This is a genomic window from Altericroceibacterium endophyticum (assembly GCF_009827595.1).
Taxonomy (GTDB): domain Bacteria; phylum Pseudomonadota; class Alphaproteobacteria; order Sphingomonadales; family Sphingomonadaceae; genus Altericroceibacterium; species Altericroceibacterium endophyticum.
In genome coordinates this window covers 46747-71981 of sequence record NZ_WTYT01000007.1, presented here as the reverse complement: position 1 = coordinate 71981, position 25235 = coordinate 46747, and the positions used below count along the sequence as shown (strand labels likewise).

General features: G+C 55.4%; 20 protein-coding genes. 8 read left to right on the top strand and 12 right to left on the bottom strand.

Translation table 11 applies throughout. The features are described 5' to 3' along the window. Positions 1 to 10 precede the first annotated feature (10 nt). The 4 genes from GRI91_RS15105 to GRI91_RS15090 all read right to left on the bottom strand — a co-directional run bounded on the left by GRI91_RS15105 (position 11) and on the right by GRI91_RS15090 (position 6172). Entirely contained in the window at positions 11 to 1270 is a 1260-nt protein-coding gene (locus GRI91_RS15105) for a sialidase family protein (protein WP_160737541.1), read from the bottom strand. 183 nt (positions 1271 to 1453) lie between these two features. Next, positions 1454 to 2407 (bottom strand): amidohydrolase family protein, encoded by a 954-nt coding sequence (locus tag GRI91_RS15100; protein WP_337190390.1) that lies wholly within the window; start codon positions 2405 to 2407, stop codon positions 1454 to 1456. An 82-nt stretch (positions 2408 to 2489) separates the two neighbouring features. After that, entirely contained in the window at positions 2490 to 5081 is a 2592-nt protein-coding gene (locus tag GRI91_RS15095) for a TonB-dependent receptor (protein WP_160737540.1), read from the bottom strand. 134 nt (positions 5082 to 5215) lie between these two features. Continuing rightward, positions 5216 to 6172 carry an AraC-like ligand-binding domain-containing protein gene (locus GRI91_RS15090; protein ID WP_160737539.1) on the bottom strand — a complete coding sequence of 319 codons (957 nt, stop codon included), beginning with the start codon at positions 6170 to 6172 and terminating at the stop codon, positions 5216 to 5218. Positions 6173 to 6466: 294 nt separating this feature from the next. Between GRI91_RS15090 and GRI91_RS15085 the strand changes: the two genes are divergently transcribed. Continuing rightward, entirely contained in the window at positions 6467 to 8605 is a 2139-nt protein-coding gene (locus GRI91_RS15085) for a nuclear transport factor 2 family protein (protein WP_337190389.1), read from the top strand. 1193 nt (positions 8606 to 9798) lie between these two features. Next, positions 9799 to 10449 carry an SDR family oxidoreductase gene (locus tag GRI91_RS15080; RefSeq protein WP_202385624.1) on the top strand — a complete coding sequence of 217 codons (651 nt, stop codon included), beginning with the start codon at positions 9799 to 9801 and terminating at the stop codon, positions 10447 to 10449. A gap of 100 nt (positions 10450 to 10549) precedes the next feature. On the opposite strand, the gene GRI91_RS15075 is transcribed toward GRI91_RS15080, so the two are convergent. From GRI91_RS15075 to GRI91_RS15065, 3 genes are all read right to left on the bottom strand, one after another. Continuing rightward, positions 10550 to 11836, bottom strand: coding sequence for a replication initiator protein A (locus GRI91_RS15075; protein ID WP_160737537.1), 1287 nt, complete (start codon positions 11834 to 11836; stop codon positions 10550 to 10552). 175 nt (positions 11837 to 12011) lie between these two features. After that, positions 12012 to 13178 (bottom strand): ParB/RepB/Spo0J family partition protein, encoded by a 1167-nt coding sequence (locus GRI91_RS15070; protein WP_160737536.1) that lies wholly within the window; start codon positions 13176 to 13178, stop codon positions 12012 to 12014. Positions 13179 to 13280: 102 nt separating this feature from the next. Next, on the bottom strand, positions 13281 to 14489 hold the full coding sequence (locus tag GRI91_RS15065) for an AAA family ATPase (RefSeq protein WP_160737535.1): 1209 nt from the start codon (positions 14487 to 14489) through the stop codon (positions 13281 to 13283). Positions 14490 to 14638: 149 nt separating this feature from the next. Between GRI91_RS15065 and GRI91_RS15060 the strand changes: the two genes are divergently transcribed. The 4 genes from GRI91_RS15060 (at position 14639) to fcl (ending at position 17899) form a co-directional block, all read left to right on the top strand. Beyond that, positions 14639 to 14962 (top strand): hypothetical protein, encoded by a 324-nt coding sequence (locus tag GRI91_RS15060; RefSeq protein ID WP_160737534.1) that lies wholly within the window; start codon positions 14639 to 14641, stop codon positions 14960 to 14962. Positions 14963 to 14967: 5 nt separating this feature from the next. Then, complete coding sequence (locus tag GRI91_RS15055) at positions 14968 to 15537, top strand: NUDIX hydrolase (protein ID WP_337190388.1); 570 nt, start codon at positions 14968 to 14970, stop codon at positions 15535 to 15537. Positions 15538 to 15788: 251 nt separating this feature from the next. Then, complete coding sequence (gene gmd, locus GRI91_RS15050; protein ID WP_160737533.1) at positions 15789 to 16919, top strand: GDP-mannose 4,6-dehydratase; 1131 nt, start codon at positions 15789 to 15791, stop codon at positions 16917 to 16919. Between the two features lie 17 nt (positions 16920 to 16936). Further along, entirely contained in the window at positions 16937 to 17899 is a 963-nt protein-coding gene (fcl, locus tag GRI91_RS15045; RefSeq protein WP_160737532.1) for a GDP-L-fucose synthase, read from the top strand. Between the two features lie 331 nt (positions 17900 to 18230). On the opposite strand, the gene GRI91_RS15040 is transcribed toward fcl, so the two are convergent. The 4 genes from GRI91_RS15040 to GRI91_RS15025 are packed head-to-tail and all read right to left on the bottom strand — an operon-like array spanning position 18231 to position 21535. Beyond that, positions 18231 to 18977 (bottom strand): SDR family NAD(P)-dependent oxidoreductase, encoded by a 747-nt coding sequence (locus tag GRI91_RS15040; RefSeq protein WP_160737531.1) that lies wholly within the window; start codon positions 18975 to 18977, stop codon positions 18231 to 18233. Continuing rightward, positions 18974 to 19915, bottom strand: coding sequence for a phosphoglycerate dehydrogenase (locus tag GRI91_RS15035; RefSeq protein WP_202385623.1), 942 nt, complete (start codon positions 19913 to 19915; stop codon positions 18974 to 18976). The genes GRI91_RS15040 and GRI91_RS15035 overlap by 4 nt, the downstream gene beginning before the upstream one ends. A 6-nt stretch (positions 19916 to 19921) precedes the next feature. After that, complete coding sequence (locus GRI91_RS15030; RefSeq protein ID WP_160737530.1) at positions 19922 to 20614, bottom strand: acylneuraminate cytidylyltransferase family protein; 693 nt, start codon at positions 20612 to 20614, stop codon at positions 19922 to 19924. Positions 20615 to 20626: 12 nt separating this feature from the next. Next, positions 20627 to 21535, bottom strand: coding sequence for a glycosyltransferase family 2 protein (locus GRI91_RS15025; RefSeq protein ID WP_202385622.1), 909 nt, complete (start codon positions 21533 to 21535; stop codon positions 20627 to 20629). A gap of 123 nt (positions 21536 to 21658) precedes the next feature. Between GRI91_RS15025 and GRI91_RS15020 the strand changes: the two genes are divergently transcribed. Continuing rightward, the gene (locus GRI91_RS15020) at positions 21659 to 22546 is read left to right on the top strand and encodes an SMP-30/gluconolactonase/LRE family protein (protein WP_160737529.1); all 888 of its coding nucleotides are present in this window, start codon (positions 21659 to 21661) and stop codon (positions 22544 to 22546) included. A gap of 24 nt (positions 22547 to 22570) precedes the next feature. Here GRI91_RS15020 and GRI91_RS15015 read toward each other — a convergent pair whose 3' ends face one another. Continuing rightward, positions 22571 to 23662, bottom strand: a complete 1092-nt coding sequence (locus GRI91_RS15015; RefSeq protein WP_160737528.1) for an acyltransferase family protein — start codon at positions 23660 to 23662, stop codon at positions 22571 to 22573. Between the two features lie 251 nt (positions 23663 to 23913). Between GRI91_RS15015 and GRI91_RS15010 the strand changes: the two genes are divergently transcribed. Further along, on the top strand, positions 23914 to 25209 hold the full coding sequence (locus tag GRI91_RS15010; RefSeq protein ID WP_160737527.1) for an O-antigen ligase family protein: 1296 nt from the start codon (positions 23914 to 23916) through the stop codon (positions 25207 to 25209). Positions 25210 to 25235: the final 26 nt, after the last annotated feature.

Here is a 25235-nt window from a genome sequence, read left to right as displayed (position 1 = left end):
GCCTGCCCCTTCAATCGACCGAGAAAATACTGCGGGCGATGTGACGGACACCGCCATTCACCTGCTTCGGATCGTTTCGGCTGTTGAAGTAATAAAGCACCCCAATCTTGCCGTCCTCCATCGCCCAGGCGTTCGGATAGCCGAGATCCCAGCTCCCGCCGTCATCGCGGATGATCAGTTCCCCGCCCCAGCTTTCACCGCCATCATCGCTGACCCGGGCGCGGATGCCCTGCGGCGCGAGGCGGTATCCATACACCGCGACCACCCGGCCATCCGGCATCGGCACCAGACTCGTCGGCGCGCCGAAATCATTGATCCGGCTCAGGAAACCCCAGGTGCGGCCACCATCATCGCTGTTCCAGACTTCCGACCACATCACGCCGGTCGGATCGCGCTGACTGCGCAGCACGCACAGGATGCGTCCGCTCGGCAGCATGTAGCCACGCGGATAGAACCAGCGATGGCCGCCGAAGCGATAGCTGCTCTGCCAGTCTCCAGCAGCCTGCCCCATCGGGTCCTGCCGCGGTGTGATGCGCGAAATGAAGTGAAAACCGCGCCCATCATCCATGCTGCCATAGACAAGCGGGTGGCGGACCCAGCCCGTTTCATCGACTTCGATCAGGAATAGCAAGGCCCGGCCGTCTGGCCTGATGGTGGTGGAGTTGATCGCGCTCAGCGAATGAAGTCCGTCCAGGGGCAGATCGAATGGCGGGCTCCAGCGCCGCCCCCCATCTTTGGATATGCGAACCGCGCTCCGCCCCTCCGGCGTTCCGAAATCAGAACTGTTATTGGCCACCAGCAGGCGGGGGTCGAGGAAATCAAGCGGCCCGATATCCTCCAGAGAGGCGGCATCGCGCATATCCGGGTCGAGTGCGTCATAGGCGTTGTAGACCGGCGCCGACCAGCTGCGACCATAATCGCGCGAACGGACCGTCACCATCCGCATTTCCCCGCCACTGCCCCGCCCGATATTGTCATGGCTGATGGCATTGGCCGAACCGTAATCGGTCGCAATCGTGATGAAGTTCTGCAGCAACTCCCCCCCGCCGAGATTCCAGAACCCACTGGTGTGCGGCCAGCCAGAGAATTCATCCTCGCGCCGATAGACTATGTCATGTTCGACATTCTTCAGCTGGCGCGGAGGCGCGGCGAATTTTGCCGGATTGGGCACACTGCGTGCGGTCGCCAGATGCGCGAACAGCGCCGTGCCCGCGATTGACCCGCCCAGTAACGCCTTGCGCCGTGACAGCATGAATCCATTGCCATTCATAGTCTGCATCCTTCCGCCATCCGCACGCGGTTCAATCGGCAGGTCGGATGGCCTGCCAAGACTATTGGCCGCGCCAGATGCGGAGCAAACGAAAACCGGACGCGAGACGGTACGGTCAAGAATGCGAGCCTTGTCGTTCGGGTTTGCGCGTTCGGGCGGCAGCGGAAGCGATCGCGGAGCATCTCACGCGTCCCCGAAACCATAGAGCCGGGCAGCATTGTCATGCAGAAAGCGGGCCGTTTCCGCCTCTGTCAGCCACTGCGTAGCCTGCTGCGCCATGGAAACCTTTTCGGCATAGTCCCACAACATGCTTTGCCCGATGTCGGAGCCCCAAATGAGGCGATCCGGGCCGAAACTGTCGACCATCCGGCGCAGCAAATGCTGCGGTAGCCGGTCTGCCTTGATCAGCCGCTCCATATTGATTTCGGTGATCTTGAAATGAACATTGGGCACATCTTCAAAGATCGCGATTGTGGTATCGATACCGAAATCGGGTGGTGCCGGCATGGTCACCGCCCGCCCCGCTTCCTCGGCCAGCGCGACCTCATATTGTGTCATGCCGAACGGCATCGCGCCGTGATCCAGAATAATCGGCAAATCGGCGAATTCCTGCGCCAGCATCTTCAGCAGCGGCAGGAGGTACGGCAATTGGTTCATGAAGAAGATCAGCGTGACGGGCGTGCCCAGATCCGCGCAAATCCGCCAGACGTCCATCGCCGCAGGTGAGCTGAGCCAGGCCGTATCGAGGAGCCACGGGCGGCTATTGGCCATGCGGAAACCAGCGACATGATCATCGCGCACCATGCGATGATAACGTGTCGGCGTGTCCGGGTCTTGCGTGTCGAGGATCACCACCGGATGCAGTCGCTCGGGATAACGATGCGCAGAATTGATGATGTAGCTGTTGTCATAGCCATAGACATGACCCCGCTGCACCAGGCAGGCCCGCCTGACGGAATGCCGGTCCATCAGCGTGATCAGATGATCGGCCGTCATCGTATAATCGGGGCGATCGGGCACCGGCAGATCCGCCGTGAAAGCTTGTGCCGGGTAAGCGTCCCAATCATCAGCGATCAGATGGGCATGCGTGTCGAACAGCCGCAGCGTCATAGTCTTTTCTTTTCCCCAAACGGTCACGCCGCCTCCTATTCAGGCGCAGCATTGTGCACCGGCAGCAAACAAAGCCCCGGCCGGCGCGTGGGCCGACCGGGGATGAACATCAGAAACGTTTCTTGAAGCTCAGATACCATTCCCTCGGCGGCGCTGGCTGACCAAGATTGGTCGGCAGACCGAAGGCCTGGAAGATGATTTTCTGGCGATAATAGAACTTGTTGAAGAGATTGGTCGCACCCAGCGCGACTTCGAAATCATGGTCTTCATTGGCGTAGGTAATCCGGCCGTTGAACACCGAATAGGCTGGTCCGTCATATTCGGGTAGAGCCGAATTATAGGCGATCTTGCCGGTGTAGAACCAATCGAGGCGCGGCGTGATCGTGCCGTGCAGCATGTCGGTGCGGATGTCGTACTGAATCCCGCCACTCGCGGTCCAGTCAGGAACCGAGGTGCGGCGATCGAGATCGGGTGCTTTGAATGTATTATAGCCGACCGATCCGTTGATCCGCAGCCCATCGATGGGTTCGGCCTCGATTTCCCCTTCGAAGCCCCTGATGGTTCCATCAGCCAGCGCATAATTAAACGCCCGGGCGACGCAATTGACACCCACCCCGCCGTCAACATTGCGCGGCCCGTCGGTCCCGGCATCATAGGGGCGGCAACTGCTGAAGGCATCGCTGTAGGATGTGCCGGCCGGGCCATCGGGCACAACCGTGGAATCCCCCGGCACGAACCCTTGCAGATCATCGGTCAGCTGGGCCTCCTGGCCGGAGAAACCCGCCGGTCGTTCGGTGAAATCCATCTGGAATACGGCAACATTGAGCCGCAAACGCCGATCCAGCAGCTCGGCCTTGGCCCCTATTTCATAGCTGATCAGGGCCTCGCCCGCCGTCTGCCCCTCCTGCCCGGGCTGTGACGGCCGCGCGTTGAAGCCCGGCAGGCGATATCCCGACCCCGCCGAGGCGTAGACAAGCACATCCGGCGTCAGTTCATAATCGATCCCCGCCTTCCAGTCCCACCGTTTGGTGGCAATGGTGATGTCGAAGATCGTGCTGACACCCCCGGCAACGAATTCGGTCTGGCCGGGAGGCGTGCCATCATTGATGCTGTTGAAATCGACGACCTTCTTGTCATCCGAATAGCGCAGGCCACCCGTCAGGCTGAGCCGGTCGGTCGGGCGTAGAATGGCATTGGCGTAACCGGCGATGGATTCGGGCTTATAGGTATCGGTCTGATACCGCTGGGTCCCTGCCCTGACGCCTTGCGGCTGCCCCAGGTGCAGGGCCGTGCCCTTGTAATAGAACACGCCCCCGACCCAATCGAGCCAGTCATGCTGGCCGGTCAGGCGCAATTCGCCCGTGACATGATCTTCATCATAGGAATGGAAGATGATGGAATCATTCAGCGGCGTTCCATCCGAGGCCGCGCCAAAGGACATGTCGAGCGCCCGCCAGCCTGCAATGGCCGTGAAATCGACGCTGTCTGTCAGGCCAACGATCAGCTTGCCCTGCACGCCCCGGTTTTTGAGCGGAACCGTGTTGCCATAGCACTTGCCGCCGCGGAAAACCGAACCGTTGTAATAGGTATTGCCCTCAATGTTGGTCCCGGCCGGGAAGGCATCGCAGTAATTGTCATAGGTCTTGTAGGGGTCGCCCGTTTCAAAGCGCTCATCCCATCGGAATGGCGTCTCCCCGGGGATGGAAAACTGATCGAAAGCGGTGACGAAATTGCCGCGTGTCGTGGTCTGCGCATAATCGGTTTCGAAGATATATTCCGCCGTAATCTCGTCATTCTGATCAAGATAATCGGCCGAGATGGAGAGCGAGACACCATCGGTCGGCTCCCAGTAGAGCGATCCTCTGATCGCCCGCGTATCCTCGCCCCCCAGATGGTCGAAAACGCAGCTATCCGGTTCCTGTCCGGGCCCGAAGGTCGTCTTCGGAGTTTGAAAAGGGAAAGATCCGGCCAGCTCAGGCGTGCCGTCCTTGTACATCTGGCAGCTGAAATCCACCATGTCCTGATAGCCGGTGCGCTTCTTCGATACGAAGGACGCGCCCAGCGCCAGATTATCGGTCACAGGGACAGAAAAGCCCGCTCTGGCATCCCGGCGATCATAGGACCCGACCGTTACTTCGACGAATGCGCTGGCATCCGTCAGGCTGGGGGTCTTGCTCACCATATTGACCGCGCCAGCGATCGAATTGCGACCGAACAGTGTGCCCTGCGGACCACGTAGCACCTCGACATGGTCGAGGTCGAGCAGGTCGAATTGCGACCCGAACAGGAAGGGATAATAGACGTCGTCTATGTAATAGGCGACGGCCGGCTCGCCGGAAAATTGCGGGTCGGTCTGGCCGATACCGCGCAGATAGACCGAAACGGCGGGACCATAGATCCCCTGTGATTTTCGGAAAGTGGCATTCGGTACGATTGCGCCAAGATCAGAAGCTGTCTGCAGCCCGCGTTCCTCCAGCGCATCGGAGGTTATCGCGGTGATCGCGATCGGCACATCCTGCACATTGGTGGCCACCTTGGTGGCGGTGACAACGATTTCTTCCATGCCCGCACGGCGGGGCTCGCTTTGCCCCTGCCCTTGCGCCGCATCACTTGGCCCCCGTTCCGGCTCCTGAGCATAGGCTGACTGAGACGCAGTCAAAGCGGCTATGGAAGTTGCCGCCACAGCAATGAACTTTCGCATCGTAATCCCCTCTCACTTATATTTGTGATTGAGAGGAGATTAGGTGCGCGGATCGGCGCTAACTTTACCGCGCAGGCGCGACTATTTGCCTGACAGGCGCACCCGGCTGAGCGGACGCAGCCGCTCCTGAGCCATCATGGCCTGATCAACATCTGCTTGCGATATTCGCGCGGAGAAACGCCGTATTTGTCATTGAAGGTCCGGGTAAAATGCGCCGCGCTGTTGAAGCCCCATGAGAAGGCAATTTCGGTCAGCGTATGGGCAGCCCATGCCGGGTTGGCCATCTGCCGGGCACATTCCTCCAGCCTGCGGCGCAGAATATAGGTGCTCATCTTTTCCCCACCAGACGCGAAAATCGTGCGCAGATAGCGCGAGGAAATCTTCAGGCCGTCAGAGATCGAAGCCGGCGACAATTCCGAATCCCGCAAATTGTCTTCAATAAATTCAATCACATCCTTGCGTCTCTGCCACGCTATGGCCGACGTATCCTGACTGGTTTCCACCCCCATCATGTAGGACATGGAGATCATTTCGAGCAGATAGCGCGCAACGCGGGCCTCATGCAGGGAATCGATGTTTCCGCCATCATTGCTGAGCTCCTGCACCATCGCGGCGACCGATCCGGTCACCCCGCTGGCCCGGCCAAGACGCTGTCCGCAAAATTGTCCGGGAGTGGGCAGATATGTGCGCAGGACTTCGCCGGGCACACGCACCATCACGGTAACCGATGGGCCATTGGTCATGAAATAATGCGGCAGCCCCGTATCGCACAACACGAAGTCACCCGCCGCCAGTTCTGATTCCTTGCCGCAATGACAGAAGGTGCTTGCCCCTTCCGCCTGAAGCAGGAAATTGAACAACCGGCTTGAACCATGGACGATATGGCTCTGCTTGCGTTCAATACTGCAATTATCAACCGACAGGCGCGCGAGTTTTACCGGACCGAACCGCCCAACCTTCAGCTCGGCATCGAATTTGCTCTTGTTACCCGGCACGAACTCGACATGGCTCATGCGGGTGGCATAGATTTCGCCCCAGGCAGCGGCCCGCCCGACACTTGGCAAACCGTCCGTGGTCAAACATTCCATCATATGTCCTCTCCAGCGACGCTGCCTTCTAAGAGCAGTCGTCAATCAACGGCCGAGGCCGCCATTTCTCATAGTGGGGAGTCTGAATTCCTGTCCTGCTACGCACTCCCCTTGCAGGGACCGCGTATAATAGCGCGTGTTGCAGGAAACTTTCAGCGGTAAATCACCCTCATTTTTGACTGAGATGGCTCTAAGATCGCAACATTTCTTGCAGTCAGGCCCGCTTGCTTGCGGCCTATTGCCGCGATGGACATGGTTCTCCTGAAAATTATGCAATGGTGATGCAGGAGAATCTCAGTGAAACTATCAGGGTTCCATCCGTTTCTGAGCCTGTCTGTTCTGCTGATCGGCGCTCCGGCTCAGGCAGAGCCCCCTGCCAGCGCTGAACTGGCCGCACTTGATCGCGATGTAAGCAGAACGCAGTCCCTGCGCGCGGTGAAGGATCTCCAGCGCTTCTACGCTCAATATGCGCAATTCGCGCTCTGGCCGGAAATGGCCGATCTCTTTAGCCAGGATGCCACATTGATCTGGGGCGAAACGACGGTCCATGGGCGCGGTGAAATCGCGGAATGGCTCAAGAACAGGCTTGGCGGCACAAGAGGCCTGAGCGACGGGGCACTGCGAGCCCCTTTCATCGAAGACCCCCTGGTTAATCTCTCGATCGACGGAAAGAGCGCCAAGGGCCGGTGGCTGGGCCTGATAATGGCTGGCGATGGCAGCGGCGAAACATCCATCGAAGGCGGCATTTTCGAGAATGAATTCGTTTTGGACAATGGTGTCTGGAAATTTTCCAAGCTGCATTTCTACCCCCAATATGAAGGCGATTATGAAACCGGGTGGAGCAATGCCGGGGGGCAGGAATTGCCGCAGATCCCCTATCATTTCACGCTCGATGAAACCGGCATTCCCATTCCCCCTGCCCCGCCCTCGCCAGCTCTTGCCGAAGCGAGCCTGGATGTACTCGAAGACAGGATCGCCGCGCTCAATGCCGAAGATGCCGTGCGCAACCTGCAAAACGCCTATGGCTATTATGTCGATCGTAAGATGTGGGATGATGTGGTCGATCTCTTCGCCCGCGATGCGCAGGTGGAAATCGCTGGTGCGGGACAGTTTGACGGGCGCGGCGGTATCCGCAAGGCCATGGAGCGCATGGGGGATCAAACCCTGCAGCATGGCGAGTTCAACGATCACCCCCTGTTCGACACGATCATAACCGTAAGCCCCGGAGCACGAGAAGCCTACGCACGCGGGATAGAGCTGGGCATGACCGGCACGGCCGATAACGGCGAAGCCGCGTGGCAATTTTCGGTGTTTCGCAATCGCTTCGTACTGGAAGACGGGCTATGGAAAATCCGCGAAATGCGCCTCTATCCACTGCTGCGCGCGGACTATGCCGTGGGCTGGGGCCATGGCGGAAGTGCACATCTGACGCAGATCCTGCCGGCCTTCACCGAGCCTCATCCCGTAACGGGCAAGGGCGTAACCATTGACGGTTTCACGCTGTCGGGCACCGATGACCTTACCGCACCGGATGTGACCGATACCACAGAGGAATCGCGGCCCGCGCTGTCCTTCGAGAAGCGATTATACGAGGCGCGGAGAAAGCTCGCGCGCGCGCAGGCCTATGACGGCGTGGTCAATGTTTCATCGGCATACGGCTACTATCTCGATGATTTTCAATGGGTTAATATGGCATCGCTCTTTGCCGAGGAGGGGAACAAGCATTCCCCTTTCGCGGGATTTTACATCGGACGCGACAGGATCATGGCCGCCGCCACTGCCATGTATGGCGATCCGCCACCCACGCGCCCCGGCATTTCATTTCACTGGCGCTTCCAACCCGTGATCCATGTTTCGCATGACGGACGTTCTGCCAATCTGCGTACCAGATTGTTTCAGCCGCGCACCACGATGCCCCGCAAGGCTGGCGACCCGGCGCCTTCGGGAATCTATTCCGGCGCACTGTTCAGCGGTATGTACCCCAATGATCAGGCCGTACTCGAAGATGGAATCTGGCGCCTGTGGAGCCTCACCATTGATGAGCCTTACATGACCACCGACAGCTGGGCAGGCGGATGGTCGGCAGTCGCCCCTACCCCGCCCGGACAAGGCGGAGGACAAAGCCCGCTGGTCGAACGCCTGCCGCCTGATATCCTGATGACCGATCTTGGAAAACGCGCCGAGCATTTCCGCGGCGGAACCGGCGAAACACTTGCCTGGCCCGCAATCCTGCCGATGTGGTTCCATTATAAGAACCCCGTGTCCGGGCGGGTACCGGAATTCTACTCGCCAGACAGCGTGCCGAGCCTGCTGCGGCCGGAATCGCGGCTTATTGCTCATGGCTACCAAATGCCTCCGAACGGGCCTGAGCAGGATGGTATCCATATTGAGCTGACACCTCCAGAGGTTGCTCGTGACGTAGAGCCCGGCAAATGAAAACTGTCTTTCGCACAGTGCGGTATGGGTGATTTCCTCTGAGCCTTCGTTCGTTCATTCATTTTGAGACAGTGCCTCAAGTGACGTGAATGAGGAGGATTGAGTGAAACACTGGTGCGGCAGCGTCAAAAACGTTCAACGCTTTCCGTGCTGTGGAGGTTTCTGAGCGCGATTCCGGTTCGGGTCCAACACGGAGGCTCGAAAACTGGTTTCGCTTCCGTGCGGGCATCACAGGGCGATTTTGGCATTAGCATGGGCGTGGTAAGGCTTGCCGAATGTTCTGGGAGGCTCTTAAGCGTTCATAGAGTGGGATTCTCAGGCTTGTCGCCGTTTCCCGATTTGATGCTGACGGGCACTGAATGCGCCCTATCTCCTTTCCAAAAAATCAAATGAAAATTCCGTAGTTAGACAGGTTATAGGACCTGTTAGAAAAGTTAGAGGGCGCAGCATTGCAGCTTAGGCCTTCATTTTGAATGAGTCGCGGCGCCAGACCTGTTCCTGAAATGACGATCATGCGTTCCCGATAGTTCGGTCTTTGTGTTCCTGAAGGATCGATGCGTTGTTCCTGATGGTACGATAGACGGGGAAACGCCGTTCCTGAAGGATCGACAGCGGCCAGAGCGGGCAAATATTTGAATCATTTTTTGGCACGCTCCTGATGTAATGCTTCAAATGATCGCAAAGCCGCTGCCGCGCGCTGTGGATAATTCAAGCCGAGCCAAACAACGCGACACTTCAGGAACGCTCCGAGCGTTTGCCCGGCTATTTCGCTGGCAGACATGGTTCAAATAACCGGGCACGGCACGAGTTATAGGAGTCTGTGCAGAGCGCAAACAGGGAGCGCTTATGGCGATGGCGTTATCCTCGCGCCCCGCCCTCCCCTTCGGCATATGCTCACATGATGCTCGGATCGGCCGGGTGACCGTCTCATACCCGGTGCGAGAGCGCGGCAGAACCAAAAACAATCAGATGGAAAACCCATCGCCCGTTTCCCCGGGGAAACATCACGCCGGCACATTGTTCCTCAGGAGAGAATAAGGCTCAACGCGTTCAGGGGCGCCGCCCAAAGGCTGGATCGGAGAGGATGCCCTTCCCGCGCTTGAAATGCCGGTCGATCGCCTCACATCACAGGCAACCAAGCCCTTATGGAAAATCCATATTGAGCCCCTTGATATCATGATGCGAGGTTAGTGATGAAAGTATTTATCGTAGGCGGAGCCGGCAAGGTCGCGCGGCATTTGGCGCGGATTTTGACCGCCAGGGGGCACCAACCCCTCTCGCTCTATCGGCGTTCCGAACAGGCCGATGACTTATCCGCTCTGGGCGCCGTGCCAATATATGGCGATCTGACTGAACTGAGCGCCGATGATCTTTCCGAGCTTATGTCCGGCAGCGATGCTGTGGTGTTTGCCGCCGGTGCTGGCGGTGCGAGCTATGACCTGACCAACGCGATTGATGGCGACGGTTTTCGCAAGAGCCTGCACGCAGCAATAAGGGCAGATGTGCCGCGCTTTCTGCAAATCTCGGCATTTCCGGAAGCCGGGCGTAATTCCGAACCGCAGGAAGGCTTCGAGAATTACATGAAGGTCAAGAAACAGACCGATAGCGAGCTTGCCGCCAGCGACAGGGATTGGGTGATCCTGCGCCCCGGCACGCTCAGCGATGATCCCGGCACGGGCAAGATCAATGCGGGCCTTGCGATCCCGTATGGCGATATCCCACGCGAAGATGTGGCACTGACGTTGGCGACTATTCTCGATATGCCGCGCATCAATCGTATGATCCTTGAAGTCACCTCCGGAGATACAGCGGCAGAAGAAGCCGTGGCCCGGCTATCCGCGTGACGGACCCAAATTGCGCGGGTGCTCGTTTAGGGGGTAGCACTCCGGCCGCATGAAAGCGGCGAGGGGCAGGGGGCTGCTGCTGGAAAACAGCCGGTCAGCGTCAGCCTCTCAGCAAGTGACGGTTGTCTTCGTCATGGCGCTTGACCCATCCGATAAAAGCTTTTTGCCAATGGGTCGGAACGCGGTCCTGCTCCGCATTCACCCAGGTCTCGAATTCCGCATGCAGGCGGTAGAGGTCCCAACCCGGACAGGTCCGGCGCAGATATTCAATCGTTTCGTCCGTCATGAAACCGCGCGTGCCGGCGTCCGAAAGCCCGGCCACTGTTGAGCGGATCAGCGCGCTGGCATCCACCATATCCTCCGAGGATGGTGCGGTGTCATCGTCTCGCGACGCATCCGCGCCCAATGCGGCAGATTGTGATGCCGGGGCAGGGGAGGGGGGCTTCGCCTTGGTGCCCACTTTCACTGAGTTCGCTTTGCCCTCCGGCTTCGCGTCACTCGTCAGACTCTGTTTCCCCGGGGAAACAGGCAGCGCATTGTCCGCGCCGTCCTTTCCATCCTGACGGATCATGCGCAGCATCGGCTCGCCGTCGCGCGCCTTTTCCACCGACAGGGCATAGCCGGGCAGCGCGTTCTTCTCCGCAAGCTTCAGCAGCTCAAATTTGAAGCGGCGATATTGTCCCTCGGCGCCGGATTTATCGAACAGAACCGGCATTGAAATGGCAAAACCATTCTTGCCCGCTCCGCCCGCATGTTTGCGTGCCACGCGGTAGAGCCAGCGTTCGCGTCCGCTGGTAATCTTGAAATAGGCGCGGTCGATGGACAGCACGCCGCCCTTCATCATCACCCCTTCCCAGAACCAGTTGGACAGCTCCAGCGTCATCCCGCGCGACCGCTCGGTCTTTTCATCCACCAGCTGCGTCCAGCCATCCAGCCAGCTGAAGGTGGCCTCTCGCCGGTTTTCGGCGCGGATATTGGTCTTGATCGTGGTGGATACGAGCCGGTCAAGCGCCTGGCCGAGCAATTCATAAGAGCGCCCGGTAGTGGGGCGGCCGATGGCGCGCAGCAGATCATAAGGCATGAGATGCAAGGTGCGCGGCACGTCATTCACCCCGCGCCGGGCAAGATCGGCCAGCTGGCTGGCGCAGTAAATAAGGATATCAGCATCCCAGATCGTCGCCATTCCGTAATCGGGATTGGCGCTGACATGGACCCACATCTTGCCATCGGGGCTGGTGTAATCGATCGGCTTGACGCGCTTGTTCTTCGCCAGCGAGAAGAAGGGCCGTTCCATCATCTCGCGCTGATCGCGCAGAGGCAAATCGGCCAGATAGGGCAGGAACAGATCGAACTGTTCGGACACGCTTTGTTTGCCGGCGCGGCTCATGGGGTGCGTGTCTCATCTGTCGTCGTCCGATGTTTCCCCGGGGAAACAGGTCGGGCCTTTCGGTGCGTTTCGCGCCCTAACAGCGCATGCAACCGCCCACCATCATCGTGGCACAGGCCGGATGATATAGCCGCTGTTTCCCCGGGGAAACATGATAAGCGGGCGAGGGCAGGGGTCATCTTTGCAGGCCCCGTCCTTCCAATTCGAGCTGCTCCAACGCCTCATTCACCACGCCGAGCAGCGATTTGGAATCGAGCCCATGACCGGAATGCAAGCGCAGGGACACGCCCTGACGATTGCTGCTCTGCACGGTCACTGCCGGGCGGCCATGCGCACCTTCCAAAATTATCGGTTCGAGCTTTTCCGGCGTGTCTTTGGCGGCGGCCAGCAGGCGGCGAATAACGTCTGCTGCGGGCAGGGCGGGGGAGCCCTTTTCCCGCAAAGAGGATTGTTCTTTCGCCAGTTTCGCGGCCTCCTTGCGGATCGCAGGCGCGGCCTGTTTGTCGCCATAGGCTTGCGCCAGCGGATAGGCCGGTTTCAGCTGGACATCCGCCGGACTGGCGAAGGCCGCGATCACCTGATCAGGCAGGCTGGCCACTTTCAGCATCTTGGAAAGCCAACCCTTTGACAGTTTCAACCGCTCCGCCATGCGGGTCATGTGATTGCCGTAATGGTCGGCCAGCGCGGCGGCATAATTGCGCGCCCGTTCGAGATCGGACACGTCCTTACGCGCGCGATTTTCAATATCGGCAAGGCGGAAAGCCGCCTCATCATCCAGCTGGCTGACCGTGGCGAGAAACTGCATATCCGGATAGGAATGCGCCCGCAGCCAGCTGATGCACCAATGGCGCCGCGTGCCCGCAATCACTTCATAATCATGATGGTGGTCGCCTTCGATCCGGCGGACCACGGCGGGAACTTTCTGCCCGCCTTCGGCAATGATGGAATCCAGCAGTTCGCTGCAGCTATCCTCGGACAAATGCTCGTAGCTGCGGGCATTGCCGGGCCACACCCGGACGCGCGCCGGATCAAGCAGCAATTGCGTGACTTGCCGCACTTCGCCGCTCGCCACCCGGGCAAGTGCGCTCTGGCGCCCCAGCAAAGTCGTGCCGCGCGCACGTTCAGCCGGTGCCGTGCTTCTGGCAGACGGCCCATTAGCAGGGGCAGGGGCGGGACTGCGCGGGGAAGATGAACTGGCAGAGGGCGACGGGGCAGACACGTTTTTCAATGCCGGATTCGGGCGGCTGATTGCGGCATCCGAATGGGGCGGGGCAGGGGGGCTATCCTCCTCTTCATCCGCCAGCAAATCGGCCAGATATTCCTTCTGGTTCTTCTTGGCCATTACGTGATCCTTCCTCGCGCCGTTCCTGAAAGAACGACGAACATAAGGGAAACATTTATCTGTAGGAAAAACACTTGGGCGCTTTTCCGCTTAACTGCGTAATTATGCGGGGGCATGGAGCACCTCTTCTTCGCTGGAGGGCTCGACGCGGCCCCATCCCGCCCGCACCAATTGCTCGATCTGGCCCATCGCCTCATCCAGATTGGCTTTGCAGCGCTTATGCGTGCGCGGGGTGCCGATCGGTTTTTCCAGCTCGTAAACCGTCATCATCCGCAGCGCCGCATGACTGATTTCTGCGCTTTCCAGGATCGGAACCGGCAGCAGCGCCGCGCCAAAGGTCTGCTCCATGATCGCGCGCAACATAGTATGGCTGGGATCATTGGCATCGAATTTGGAACAGATCAGCCGCACGAAATTGTAATCAATCTCGATTCCCGCTTCGACCAATTGGGCGATGACCTGGTCCATCATGTTGAGAAATTGCACGGTGGAGCAGAAGTCAGGTGTGGTTGCCGCCATCGGTACCAGCAGCGCATTAGCCGCCTGCATAACGGCCAGGCTGATCGTGCCGAGCGCTGGCGGAGGGTCGAGGATGACCACGTCGTAATTACGCGCCAGATCCATAAGGCCCTGTTTAAGCTTACGAAAACGCGCGGCCAGAATAGATGATCCATCGGCGCCGGCCGCGGCCAGCTCATATTCCACATCGAACAATTCGAGATTGGACGGGATCAGATCGACATTGGGCCAGGGCGTATTCTTCACCGCATAGAGCAAATCGGCCTGCGTCGGATCGATCGATAGATAGGGGTAGAGCGTCTCCTCCCGCGAGATGTTGAAATGCGGGTTGAAGCCGAACAAGGTGGTGGTGGTGGCCTGGCTGTCGCAATCGACCACCAGCACGCGGTAGCCCTGCACCGCGAAATAATGCGCGAGATGCGTGGTGACGGTGCTTTTGCCCACGCCGCCTTTGAAATTCTGCACGGCGATCATGGACGGCACGTCATCCGGTCCGCGATGAGGCAGGGCGTCGAGAACCTCCCGCATATGGAGCAATTCATCGACATTATAGCCGATCCGCCGGCCATTTTCGCCAGCGGGCGCGGCGGGCAGGCGCCCATCATCCTCTGCCATGCGAATGCGGTTGGTCGAACAGCCCAGCAATTGCGCGGCCTCGGCAATGCCGAAACGAACATTGAGCCCTTTGCGACTATCGGGCAGAAACGCTTTGCGCCGCAGCCGTTCGATCATCTTCTCGCCCGATTGAGCCAAATCGCCGATCTGCGAGACGATTGAATGTGAATCACCCATAAAGCGCCGCCCTGAATAAGTTTGACGCTCACAGTATCAAAAGAGCTTCAATTGGGGAAGGGGGCTTCAATTACGGTTCATCGCAACCCGTTTTCGTGCCCTTACATTAAAGCATGGACCCGCATGCTGCGATGCAATATCGCTTGGGCATGAAGACTTTCCCGGAGCATTATCAAGCCGCCGCCCAGGCTGTCGTCGCGCTGTGTCCTGGTCCGGACAAATTCGCCCATATGTGCGCGGGCCTGGGCATCTGGCTGATCGCGGCCATCTTGCTGCGCAAACCGCTCCATTCCCCCTGGCCGCTTGCTGTGGTGGTAGCCGCTGAAATCGCCAATGAATATGTTGATTTCCTCGCCTATAATTCCTGGCGCTGGAATGATACTGTATTCGATGCTTTGGCAACATTGTTCTGGCCCGCTGTGCTGGCACTCGCTTTGCGGAAAATGCCGGTATTGCGTAAGGCAAGAGGGTAAGGCGCGTGAGCCCTCCTGCTCGCATCATTTCCCGTCGGCCAGTCTATGATGGCTGGTATCGCTTTTTCCGCCTTGAAGTCGCAATGCCTGATGGCGCGGTGGTTGAGCGGCATTTGCTCGATAATGGATCAGCTGCAGCAGTCCTGCCTTATGACCCTGTCCGCCGTGTCGCCCTGCTGATCACACAACCGCGTGCGCCGGTAATAGCGGCCGGTGAGCCTCCTTTGCTGGAGGCGATCGCGGGTAATCTCGACGAAATGGCGCCGGACGACCGCATCCGTGAAGAAGCAATGGAGGAGGGCGGGGTAAAGCTCAGCCACTTGCAACCGCTGACAAATATCTGGTCACTCGCCCCTGTCTCCAGCGAGCGTATCCAGCTTTATCTCGCCGAATATTCACTGGCTGACCGAACAGCATCAGGCGGCGGCGCCCCAAGTGAACATGAAAACATTTCGGTATTTGAAATAGCCCTGCAAGATCTTGCGATGATGCAGCAAAGCGGCACGTTGACCGACGCCAAAACACTAATTCTCGTTCAGACGTTAATGCTTCGCGAACCGCAATTGTTTGTTTAAGCGAGATATTAAGCCTGCGGACTGTGCAGTTGCAGCATAAAATCATTGACTGCGCGCGCGCATCAGGCGAACAGTGTTATAAGTGATAACACTTATGCGGCTATTGGGGGCAAAAGACGCATTTTGAGTGCTGGCGACGCATGTTTGTTACTGCGAACACCTGACTTGGGATCGGTCTTGCAACCACATTATCTATTGCTCCGTGGCCACAATGGCCCTGACGGAGATACTGGGTTCGAAGGGAATAGGGTGTGAGCGGGAAGAAGAAAGTGGCGCTGATTACTGGGGTGACCGGTCAAGATGGTAGCTATCTTGCTGAATTTCTTCTCGAAAAAGGCTATGAAGTTCACGGGATAAAGCGCCGGGCATCCCTGTTCAATACCCAGCGAATAGATCACATTTATGAGGATCCGCATGCGCCTGCGCCTGATTTGAAACTCCATTATGGCGATCTGTCCGATACATCCAACCTGACCCGGATCATCCAGGAAGTGCAGCCCGACGAGGTCTATAATCTTGGTGCGCAAAGCCATGTTGCGGTGAGCTTCGAAGCGCCTGAATATACTGCCGATGTTGACGGCTTGGGGACTTTGCGACTGCTGGAGGCAATTCGCTTTCTCGGTCTTGAAAAGAAGACCCGCTTCTATCAGGCCTCGACCTCCGAGCTTTACGGTTTGGTGCAGGAAATTCCGCAGCGCGAAACGACGCCTTTTCACCCGCGTTCGCCCTATGCCGTGGCCAAGCTCTACGCCTATTGGATTACGGTCAATTACCGCGAGGCCTATGGCATGTATGCCTGCAACGGGGTGCTCTTCAATCACGAAAGCCCGCGCCGCGGTGAAACGTTCGTGACGCGCAAGATCACACGGGGTCTTGCCAATATTGCACAAGGTCTCGATCCGTGTCTCTATATGGGCAATATCGATAGCTTGCGCGACTGGGGTCACGCGAAGGATTATGTCCGGATGCAATGGATGATGCTTCAGCAGGACCGTGCAGAAGACTACGTCATCGCCACGGGCGTGCAATATTCTGTCCGTGAATTCATTACCTGGTCAGCACAGCATCTTGGCATCACGCTGCGCTTTGAAGGGGAGGGCGTGGACGAAGTCGCGATTGTCGACGCAGTAAGCGGCGATTTGGCTCCCGCGGTGTCCGAAGGCGATGTCATCATGAAAATCGACCCGCGCTATTTCCGTCCGGCAGAAGTGGAAACGCTGCTGGGGGACCCTACTCGAGCCAAGGAGAAGCTGGGCTGGGTGCCGGAGATTAGCGTGCAGGAAATGTGCGAGGAAATGGTTAGTGAAGACCTGAAAGTCGCTCGGCGTCATGCTTTGCTCAAAGAGCATGGCTATTCGATGCCGGTCTCCCACGAATCGTGATGAGGATAGGCGAAACTATGCGTATTTACGTCGCTGGGCATCGGGGCATGGTTGGGGGAGCGATCACTCGCAAGCTGCGCGCGCGTGGTGATGAGGTTGTTACCCGTACCCATGCCGAGCTCGATCTGACCGATCAGGCGGCTGTGCGCGGCTTTTTTGCGTCGGAAAAGATTGATGCCGTCGTATTGGCCGCGGCCAAGGTGGGCGGCATCCATGCCAACAACACCTATCCTGCTGAGTTCATCTATGAAAATCTGATGATGGAGGCGAATGTCATCCATCAGGCTCACAGGGCAGGGGTTAACAAGCTGCTCTTTCTCGGCTCGTCCTGCATCTATCCCCGCGCCGTGGCGCAGCCCATGCGCGAAGACGCGCTGCTCACCGGTATTCTTGAACCGACCAATGAACCTTATGCTGTCGCCAAGATTGCCGGCATTAAATTGTGCGAAAGCTATAATCGCCAATATGGCACCGATTATCGCAGCGTGATGCCCACCAATCTGTATGGTCCGGGCGACAATTTTCACCCTGAAAACTCGCATGTCATGCCGGCGCTGATCCGGCGCTTTCATGAAGCCCAGCGCGAGGAGGTCAAGGAAGTGGCGATCTGGGGCACCGGAACCCCGATGCGCGAATTTCTCCATGTTGATGACATGGCCGCAGCTTCCATTTTCGTGCTCGACCTACCGCTCGAACAATATCAGGCCAATACGGAGCCGATGCTGAGTCATATCAATGTCGGTTTCGGCGAAGATATCTCAATCGGCGATCTGGCACGATTGGTGGCGAAAGTGACTGGCTATGAAGGTGACATCGCGTTCGATACCAGCAAGCCCGACGGCACCAAACGCAAATTAATGGATTCAGGTCGACTGCGGGCAATGGGCTGGGAGCCTTCTATCGCTCTGGAGCAGGGTGTGCGTGAGACATATGAGTGGTTTTTGGCGAATGTTAAAGATCGGGAGAGCGGACCTTTTTAAGGCGACGTCTAAAAATCCCGCTTAGATCACGCCTTGGCATCAGCTAGTATACCGATCTTAAGCAATCGCTCAGAAAGATGAGGTCAGTGTCCGATTATTCTGTGAGAGTCCTTGATATCTTCGCGTTGTGCTCGCGCTTTGGCGGTAATAAACAGGCTCGCTGTTTTCGTATCATGTGTTGTAGTGCAAACAGGGTTTTGTCTCTCGCTCCCACCACGATCAGTTAGCTAGCTACTTCCTTGGCGTAGTGCATCTTTCCAAGTACCAGATATGATCACTTGTTTGCGTTTTTTGGAAGGTAAACAGAGGCCCTCCCACGAAGCATTGCACATCACAGCGGATCGTTAAGACGCGCTAACACTCCTCCATCAAGGTAGAAGCTGCTACCTGTAAGAAAGGGCAGTTCGTCAGACAATAAAAAGGCGGCAGCACGAGCAACTTCTTCCGGACTACCAATCCGACCCGCTGGATGGCAAGCTTCCAGCTGCTCGAATGCTGCCGAATGCCCTTCGAACCCTGCCATCAGCATGGGAGTTGAGATTGCTGCAGGAGCTAGGCATATTGCACGAACTTTCGGACCCAGATCTACCGCCAGTGCGCGTGTGAATCCGTCAAGTGCCGCTTTCGTGGTTGCATAAGACACAAACTCCCGTTTTGTTGCACGCGCGTGAACCGATCCAATATTGAGAATAGCCCCCTTCGATGTTTCCAGCTGAGGTAGGAAAGCTTGGGATAATAACATCGGTGCTGTAAGATTGACCGCTATACTCTTTTGCCAATCGCTTAGCCGCAACTCTCGTAATGAAGAGAGAATTTGCAAACCTGCATTGTTAATGAGAGCATGAAGAGTTCTTTTCCCGAGTGCGCTCATTACCTTTGAGACACATTCTTCTGAAAAGGCGCTTTGGTTTTCGCAATCCGCGAAGTCAAATTGTACCAGTTCATCGCAAGCATTATCCGGGCAATTATCATGTCGGTCTAACCCGACCACGAACCATCCATCTTCACGCAGTTTCCGGCCGATTGCAGACCCAATTCCGCCAGTAATGCCGGTAACTATTGCTGATCGCTGTCTCATTGATTTAGAAAGCCATCAATTAGCTCGATTGCCCGGTGGCTAACACGGGAAACTGCGTCAGCAGTATTTGAACCATTATGTGAGCCAAAAATGTTATCTGGATAGGCTCTTAATGGACTGTCGAAAGGAAGCGGCTCGTTTTCAAAAACGTCGCAAGCGACGGAGTGAATTGTGCCGTCTGCTAATCCCTCAATCAATGCAGTCTCATCAATCAACGGTCCTCGACCAACATTGACGATACGAACTCCTAGTTTGACGACAGGCAGCAAATCAGGATTGAACATGTGCCGAGTATTTGCATTGAGTGGAGCAGTGAAGATAATAAAATCTGCTTTGTCCAAACCCTCTGGCCAAGAGAGTGGTTGTACATTGAGACCCTCAAAAGGGGCATATGAAGGATCATAGACTTGCACGTTCATATCCGCTGCCAGGAGCCGTTTCGCGGTATTCCTGCCTATGTCTCCGAAGCCAACCAGTGAAGCCGTCTTGCCGGCAAGCGAGATACCTGCGGGTTTTGGCCAGCCATTGTCTTGACGGATTTCGCGATCAATCCGAAAGCTCTGGCGCGCAAGCCCGCTTACATAATTCATCGCCAGATCAGCTACCTCTTTGCCGAAAACGCCTGGTGTATTGCTGATGGGAAGCCCGAGGCGCTGTGCAGCGTCGAAATCGACATTATCTGTACCGATGCCCCATTTTACGAGCGCGCGCAAATTACCTGCAGCACCAGCTTCCAACACTCTTGAGCTAGCCGGGTCATCTCCGATAATCCATCCATCATAGTTTGGGAGGAGTTCAATCAGCTCTTCTTCACTCATCGTTTGGCGGACGGTCGGTGCAAAAAGCTCCATACCACGCTGGCTGAATTCATCACGGAATTCATCTATCATGCCCAGCATAGGCGGACAGGTTACCAACACTTTGGGATTGTCGGACATGGTGGGTCAGCCTTTGTGATAGAGGGCAACGGCTTCTGCTAAATCCCAGCGAGGCTGGTCATCGATATCGATTGATTCAAGAAAAGGAGTTTCGAACATAATTGGGTTTTTACCAATACGCGCGTTCGAAGCCAAAAAACTTTGATGATCGAAAATATATAGGTTTGAGTTTTCTTCAAACCACGGTTCCAAATCTTGTGTACGAATAAGCTTATTGGGATCGTGGTTTACCGGTGTCCCATCCTCGCGATAGAAACGAGTCTGGACTTTGTTGACTGAGAACAGCGAGTCAGCTTTTCCAGTCGCTATAGCATCTTGATAGGCGACGAGTGCTTGCGTGATGGTCGCGCTTGATAATAGAGGGTTGGTGGTGTGCGTCATCACGTAACGGTCGGCTTGGATCGCTTCGACATCGTCGGCAAGTACGAGATTCATCGAAACGAAATCCCCACAGATTTCAGGTTTACGGTCGCGGATTATTACCCGCCCAAAATAATCTCCATCCTTGAGGCCATTCTTGGCCAGAAGGTCGCGCGCATCTGTATTGATGACTACGCTGTCGATTGCTTCGACTTCAAGCAAACTTTCAAGGATCCAGCGGAAAAGAGGCTTCCCAGCAAGCGGTCGGAAATTTTTACCAGAAACACGAGCGCTGTGCGCTTTAAGTGGCAGCAAAGCCACTGTCCGCGATTTCGTCATAACGAGCCTTTCTTAGCGCGGATAAAAGTACTTTTCTTTGGTCTTCCGCGACAGTTTTCGATGTTCGTTGTTGCCTTTAAACGTGCCCCAAAACTGCATTGTGCGGAACATGATGATCTCTCCGAGTGTGCGGCAGAAGCGCTTTTCTTGCAGCGCAGCTGATGAATCGAGCATGATACCAGCTAGGGTATAACGGAAAAAATCCGGCCAACTGAAGTGCACTTCCGGCATTATTTCTTGCAATGCAATAGCCTCACGCTCGTAGCGGCGCTTGACTTGTTGCCAGCGTTCTTCGTGAATATGTTCGACTACAGCATCAGCAATGTATCCGATCTTCTCACCTTTACTGACAAGGGTCTTGGCCAGCATCATATCTTCAAGGCCAGTGACATCTTCATCGAAAGGTTGATTTGCCCAGACGTCTTTTAGCAGGGCCGAATTGGCGTTGTTACAAAAGAAACCATCTTGAGGGAGTTTAGACTGAGGGGGAAAGTACTTGAAAAAAAGCTGCTTTTCAGAAAACTTTGAATATCCTTCTCGTTCGATTTGGCGGCCATAACTATAGGAACATATCCGCTTATCGAGAGGGGTGCACAGGTTGTATAACCAATCCTTGCCCAGAGGAACGCAATGGCCTGAGATCAGCACGAGAAAACGACCATCCGCAGCGGCGCAGCCAATATTGAGCGAGCGCCCGAAGGTGAATTCGGACTTCTGAATAGTAACTATGCGGCAATTGTGTGCACGCGCAATTTTCAAAGTATCATCGGTCGAGCCTGAGTCGACGATTATTGTTTCGGTCTGCCAAGAACGCGTATTCTGATTGTCAATTGCGCCTAAAAGTTCAGGCAGCCACTTGGCTTCATTCAACGTACGGATGATGACACTAATGTCCATAGGGCGAGGCTGGGAGAGAACCATGGATGATTGCTGGATCGCAATGTGCCTAAGAGTTTACACGCACCGAAGCAACGGTAAACGGAAAACGTAAATTTCGTTGGTTATTCTAGCGGAATGCTAAAATGCTAAAGAGAGTATTCGCATATGGACGGTGTCGCTAAATCCAAAGTCTCATGTTTGTGTGATGTTCGTACCATATTGGGTGAAGGTCCGCTATGGTCGCCTCATGACGCGAGATTATGGTTTGTAGATATCAAGTCTCGCCGGCTTTACCGCTGTGACTTGGCTGGGGGAGGGCTCGCTCATTGGGATGCACCGCAACAAATTGGTTGGATATTGCCTAGTGATGATGGCGGGTATCTGACAGGTCTCTCTGATGGAATATATCAGTTTGATCCGTATGGCGGTTTCACGCGACTTGTGGCGGTGGAAGAAGGGAATGCTGACACGCGCCTGAATGACGCTGTGGTTGATACTGCAGGACGTGTTTGGTTTGGTACGATGGATGATGCAGAGGCTCGTGAAATCGGGCGGTTCTGGAGTTTTTCGCAGGGCATTGTGCAAGAGTCAGGACTTGATCCCGTTTGCATATCCAATGGTCCGGCGGTCTCGCCCGATGGTAAGCAGTTTTATTTCGTCGACACGCTGAACGGGTTCATCAACGTGGCAGATGTTGATTTACAGGGACGCCTACTCAATCCGCGTTGTCTGATCCAGATCGACGCGCAGGATGGTCGCCCTGATGGGCCGACGGTCGATGTGGAAGGATGTATTTGGATTGCACTGTTTGGGGGAGGCGCAGTGCGGCGCTATTCTCCCAAAGGTGAATTACTCGAGACGGTTATTATACCCGTCTCGAATATAACTAAGGTTGCGTTTGGCGGGCCCGATATGCGCACCGTTTTCGTAACCACCGCCCGCCTGTATCTAAACGAACAGCAGTTGTTGCTTCAGCCGCAAGCGGGCAGCGTTTTTACCTTTCGTTCAGATGTTCCAGGCTTGCCGATGCCGTGCGCGAAATTGGCCGTGTGAGTTAGCGCCCAATCGACTGTGTCTTCAGATTATCTCACGTTTTGTGAGCACCTTCTGCACCAGCCATCGGATTTTGTCCGTATGTCGTTCGGTCAACAGTGAAAAGATGTATCCCGTCAACACACTGAATAAAATAAGCCCAGCATATATCGAGTAGCTGGAGGCTGCGAAAGGGCTCAATTCGCCTGAAGGGAGACCCATGTATACAAGAATTGGCGGAACAGATAGAAGTAGCGGGTAATGAATAACGTATAAAGAAAAGGAGAAGTCGGCCCATTTGCGACCAATTCTATCAATATAACTAGTTTTATTTTTAAGTCGCAACGTTGATTTCAAAAAAAGAACGGCTGATATGCAGATCAGGAAATCCTTGGCCCAGAAAAACTGTTCATACAGCGGAATTCGGGCAAAAACCATGCATAGCATCAGAATAGGCAACGTAATATAAGTAGGCAGGCAAGGGGTCTTTTTATGCCACACGAGTATACCTGAGAGCCATGCAGGAAAATATAGCAATATCATACGATCATCATAATTGTCTAAGAACAAGATAGCAGAGGCTAAAAAAAATGCAGCTAACAAGTAAGGGAGGCTATTCCGGCATTTTATGGAGAAAATAATCAACGGGAATAGTATGTAATACCAGAACTCGTTAGAAAGGCTCCATAACGGGGGGTTATTGCAAAGCGGAGGAACCAAAATATCCTGGAGAAAGAACAAATTTGCCAAAAGGACAACCGCACTGCTGCATTCCTCAAGAGAATAAGGCTGGCCTGTCTGCAGGAGAGCATAGCAAAGCAAGATGCACGGGATTGCGACGACTCCTAGGCGCGAAACTCTCGCGACCAGATAGTTGCCAAACCGTACCGGATCCTGATTTTCAGGAGATAGAAATTTTCCGCCTATTAGAAGCCCGCTCATGACAAAAAAAAGTACTACAGCTTCCTGACCCATACGCGATAACAGATAGAATAAATCCAGCATCAGAGATTTTCCATCAACTTCCGAACGGGGTAGAAAATACAATCCGCGTGCGTGGGACGTGACAACGATAAGGGCTGCTATCCAGCGCATATGGTTTAGCGCGGATTGCAAAGCGAGGGAGTTGCGGAGCATGTCCGTGTCCCAAGGTGAGTGGGCCGGCTTGTGCAACTCTGATCTCCAAAAAGTGATGATTTGTTTTTAGCTTGATTGTTGCTGAGACAGCTTGCGCGACTATTGAGAGCGGCTAGAATATCGACACTTATCCATTCGCGGCAAAATGAGGCGCGAACTCAAAATGACCACAAGAACCGGACGCTATTATGTTATCAAGGGCGGTACAATTTTTAAATTAATCTGGCTTATGGAGCAAGTGGGGTTAGGCCATGAAAGTTAATTTAGGGCCTCATGCGGTTACACGATTTGCGGTCATCGGGTTCCTGCCGGTTCTAAAGCTTCGCGATATATACCCTCCTATCGCGATACCTTGTGCACTCCTAGCTCTTGCCCTCTTGTTTCTGCCATTTTTCAGCGGGCCTAATCAGAGTGTCGGAAAAGTGCTCAAATGGTGGTGGTGTCTACCGGCTCTGCTGTTTGTTCAGTGGGCAGAGGCTACAATTTTTGGCATTGTGCCAGCGAACGCTCTTTTCGGAAACGCGGTAACGATAATTGGCGCTGTTTTAGCTGGGACAGCTATGTATGCGAAGAGAATGAATCTTTCATTAATTACTGATACTGTCGTTAATTCTATTGCCGCACTGGTCGTCGTGTCGACAACGCTATATATATTAGGAATTAATTCTGCCCATCAGTGGTCAATCCAAACGGGTTACTCAAGCATATTATCTAATTTGGGGATTTTTGTTCACAGAACAGGAATGCCTATGACAGGCGGAGGGGGGCGCCACAGTACGTTGTCAGCTCTTGTGCTGGTTGGCGTCTTGCTTCGTTTTTTGCTTGATGGGCGTGTCACCATTTTCGGAAGCGTGGCCGTTGCCTGCGCATTATGGGGACTAGCCATCGGTGATGGGCGCTCGGCAATGGTTGGTGGTGTCGCGGGAGTTGTTTTTGCAGTCTTTTTCAAAGGGCGCTTTCTGCGCTGGGCGGCTTTGTCATTACCAGTAGGATTCTTATCGCTCTCCGTTTTTTCTCTGATGCTGCCAAGGGATTGGGCTGTCTGGCTTTCGCGGACAGGTGAAGCAGGCGAAATAGCAGACGGTAATGGCAGGATGGTGATCTGGCAGGCAGCGTTCGATCACTTATCTCATACGCCAGCTGCGGCTCTTCTTGGTATGGGGCAATTTGGCCAGGTGACAAGCGGTATTGTTAGGAAAGTCGGTGGCTATGGGTCATTTGAAAGCGCGCAGCTTCTTTCCATGCACAATATTGGGATGCAATTATTGATAGACGGCGGAGTAGTTGGCTTGGCTCTAACCACCGTCTGGCTTTTTTATGCCTGTAAGGGATTGGAGCGCTATCCTGTGGCGGCCGGCATGATGATGACCATGTTGGTGGCCGGTCTGACCGACGTTTGGTTGACGCATTATGTGGATGAGGGCTTTTTTACATTTTCGTTGCTGGCAATGGTGGGACTCTTAGAAATCCGACCGCAGCACGGAAAGGTGCCATCATTTAGATATGATTCTAATATAAAAAGGCATCCTGTATTTATCGATAACTAAGAATTGATAGTATTAAAGGGGGATAA

Coding starts and splice junctions, on each gene's coding strand:
- GRI91_RS15070 (WP_160737536.1), bottom strand. CDS start 13,178: ATGGCCAAGAAGAACCAGAAGGAATATCTGGCCGATTTGCTGGCGGAT.
- GRI91_RS15030 (WP_160737530.1), bottom strand. CDS start 20,614: ATGACGAAATCGCGGACAGTGGCTTTGCTGCCACTTAAAGCGCACAGC.
- GRI91_RS15040 (WP_160737531.1), bottom strand. CDS start 18,977: ATGAGACAGCGATCAGCAATAGTTACCGGCATTACTGGCGGAATTGGG.
- GRI91_RS15010 (WP_160737527.1), top strand. CDS start 23,914: ATGAAAGTTAATTTAGGGCCTCATGCGGTTACACGATTTGCGGTCATC.
- GRI91_RS15015 (WP_160737528.1), bottom strand. CDS start 23,662: ATGCTCCGCAACTCCCTCGCTTTGCAATCCGCGCTAAACCATATGCGC.
- GRI91_RS15095 (WP_160737540.1), bottom strand. CDS start 5,081: ATGCGAAAGTTCATTGCTGTGGCGGCAACTTCCATAGCCGCTTTGACT.
- GRI91_RS15065 (WP_160737535.1), bottom strand. CDS start 14,489: ATGGGTGATTCACATTCAATCGTCTCGCAGATCGGCGATTTGGCTCAA.
- GRI91_RS15075 (WP_160737537.1), bottom strand. CDS start 11,836: ATGAGCCGCGCCGGCAAACAAAGCGTGTCCGAACAGTTCGATCTGTTC.
- GRI91_RS15025 (WP_202385622.1), bottom strand. CDS start 21,535: ATGGTTCTCTCCCAGCCTCGCCCTATGGACATTAGTGTCATCATCCGT.
- GRI91_RS15060 (WP_160737534.1), top strand. CDS start 14,639: ATGAAGACTTTCCCGGAGCATTATCAAGCCGCCGCCCAGGCTGTCGTC.
- GRI91_RS15020 (WP_160737529.1), top strand. CDS start 21,659: ATGGACGGTGTCGCTAAATCCAAAGTCTCATGTTTGTGTGATGTTCGT.
- GRI91_RS15035 (WP_202385623.1), bottom strand. CDS start 19,915: ATGTCCGACAATCCCAAAGTGTTGGTAACCTGTCCGCCTATGCTGGGC.
- GRI91_RS15080 (WP_202385624.1), top strand. CDS start 9,799: ATGAAAGTATTTATCGTAGGCGGAGCCGGCAAGGTCGCGCGGCATTTG.
- fcl (WP_160737532.1), top strand. CDS start 16,937: ATGCGTATTTACGTCGCTGGGCATCGGGGCATGGTTGGGGGAGCGATC.
- GRI91_RS15090 (WP_160737539.1), bottom strand. CDS start 6,172: ATGATGGAATGTTTGACCACGGACGGTTTGCCAAGTGTCGGGCGGGCC.
- GRI91_RS15105 (WP_160737541.1), bottom strand. CDS start 1,270: ATGAATGGCAATGGATTCATGCTGTCACGGCGCAAGGCGTTACTGGGC.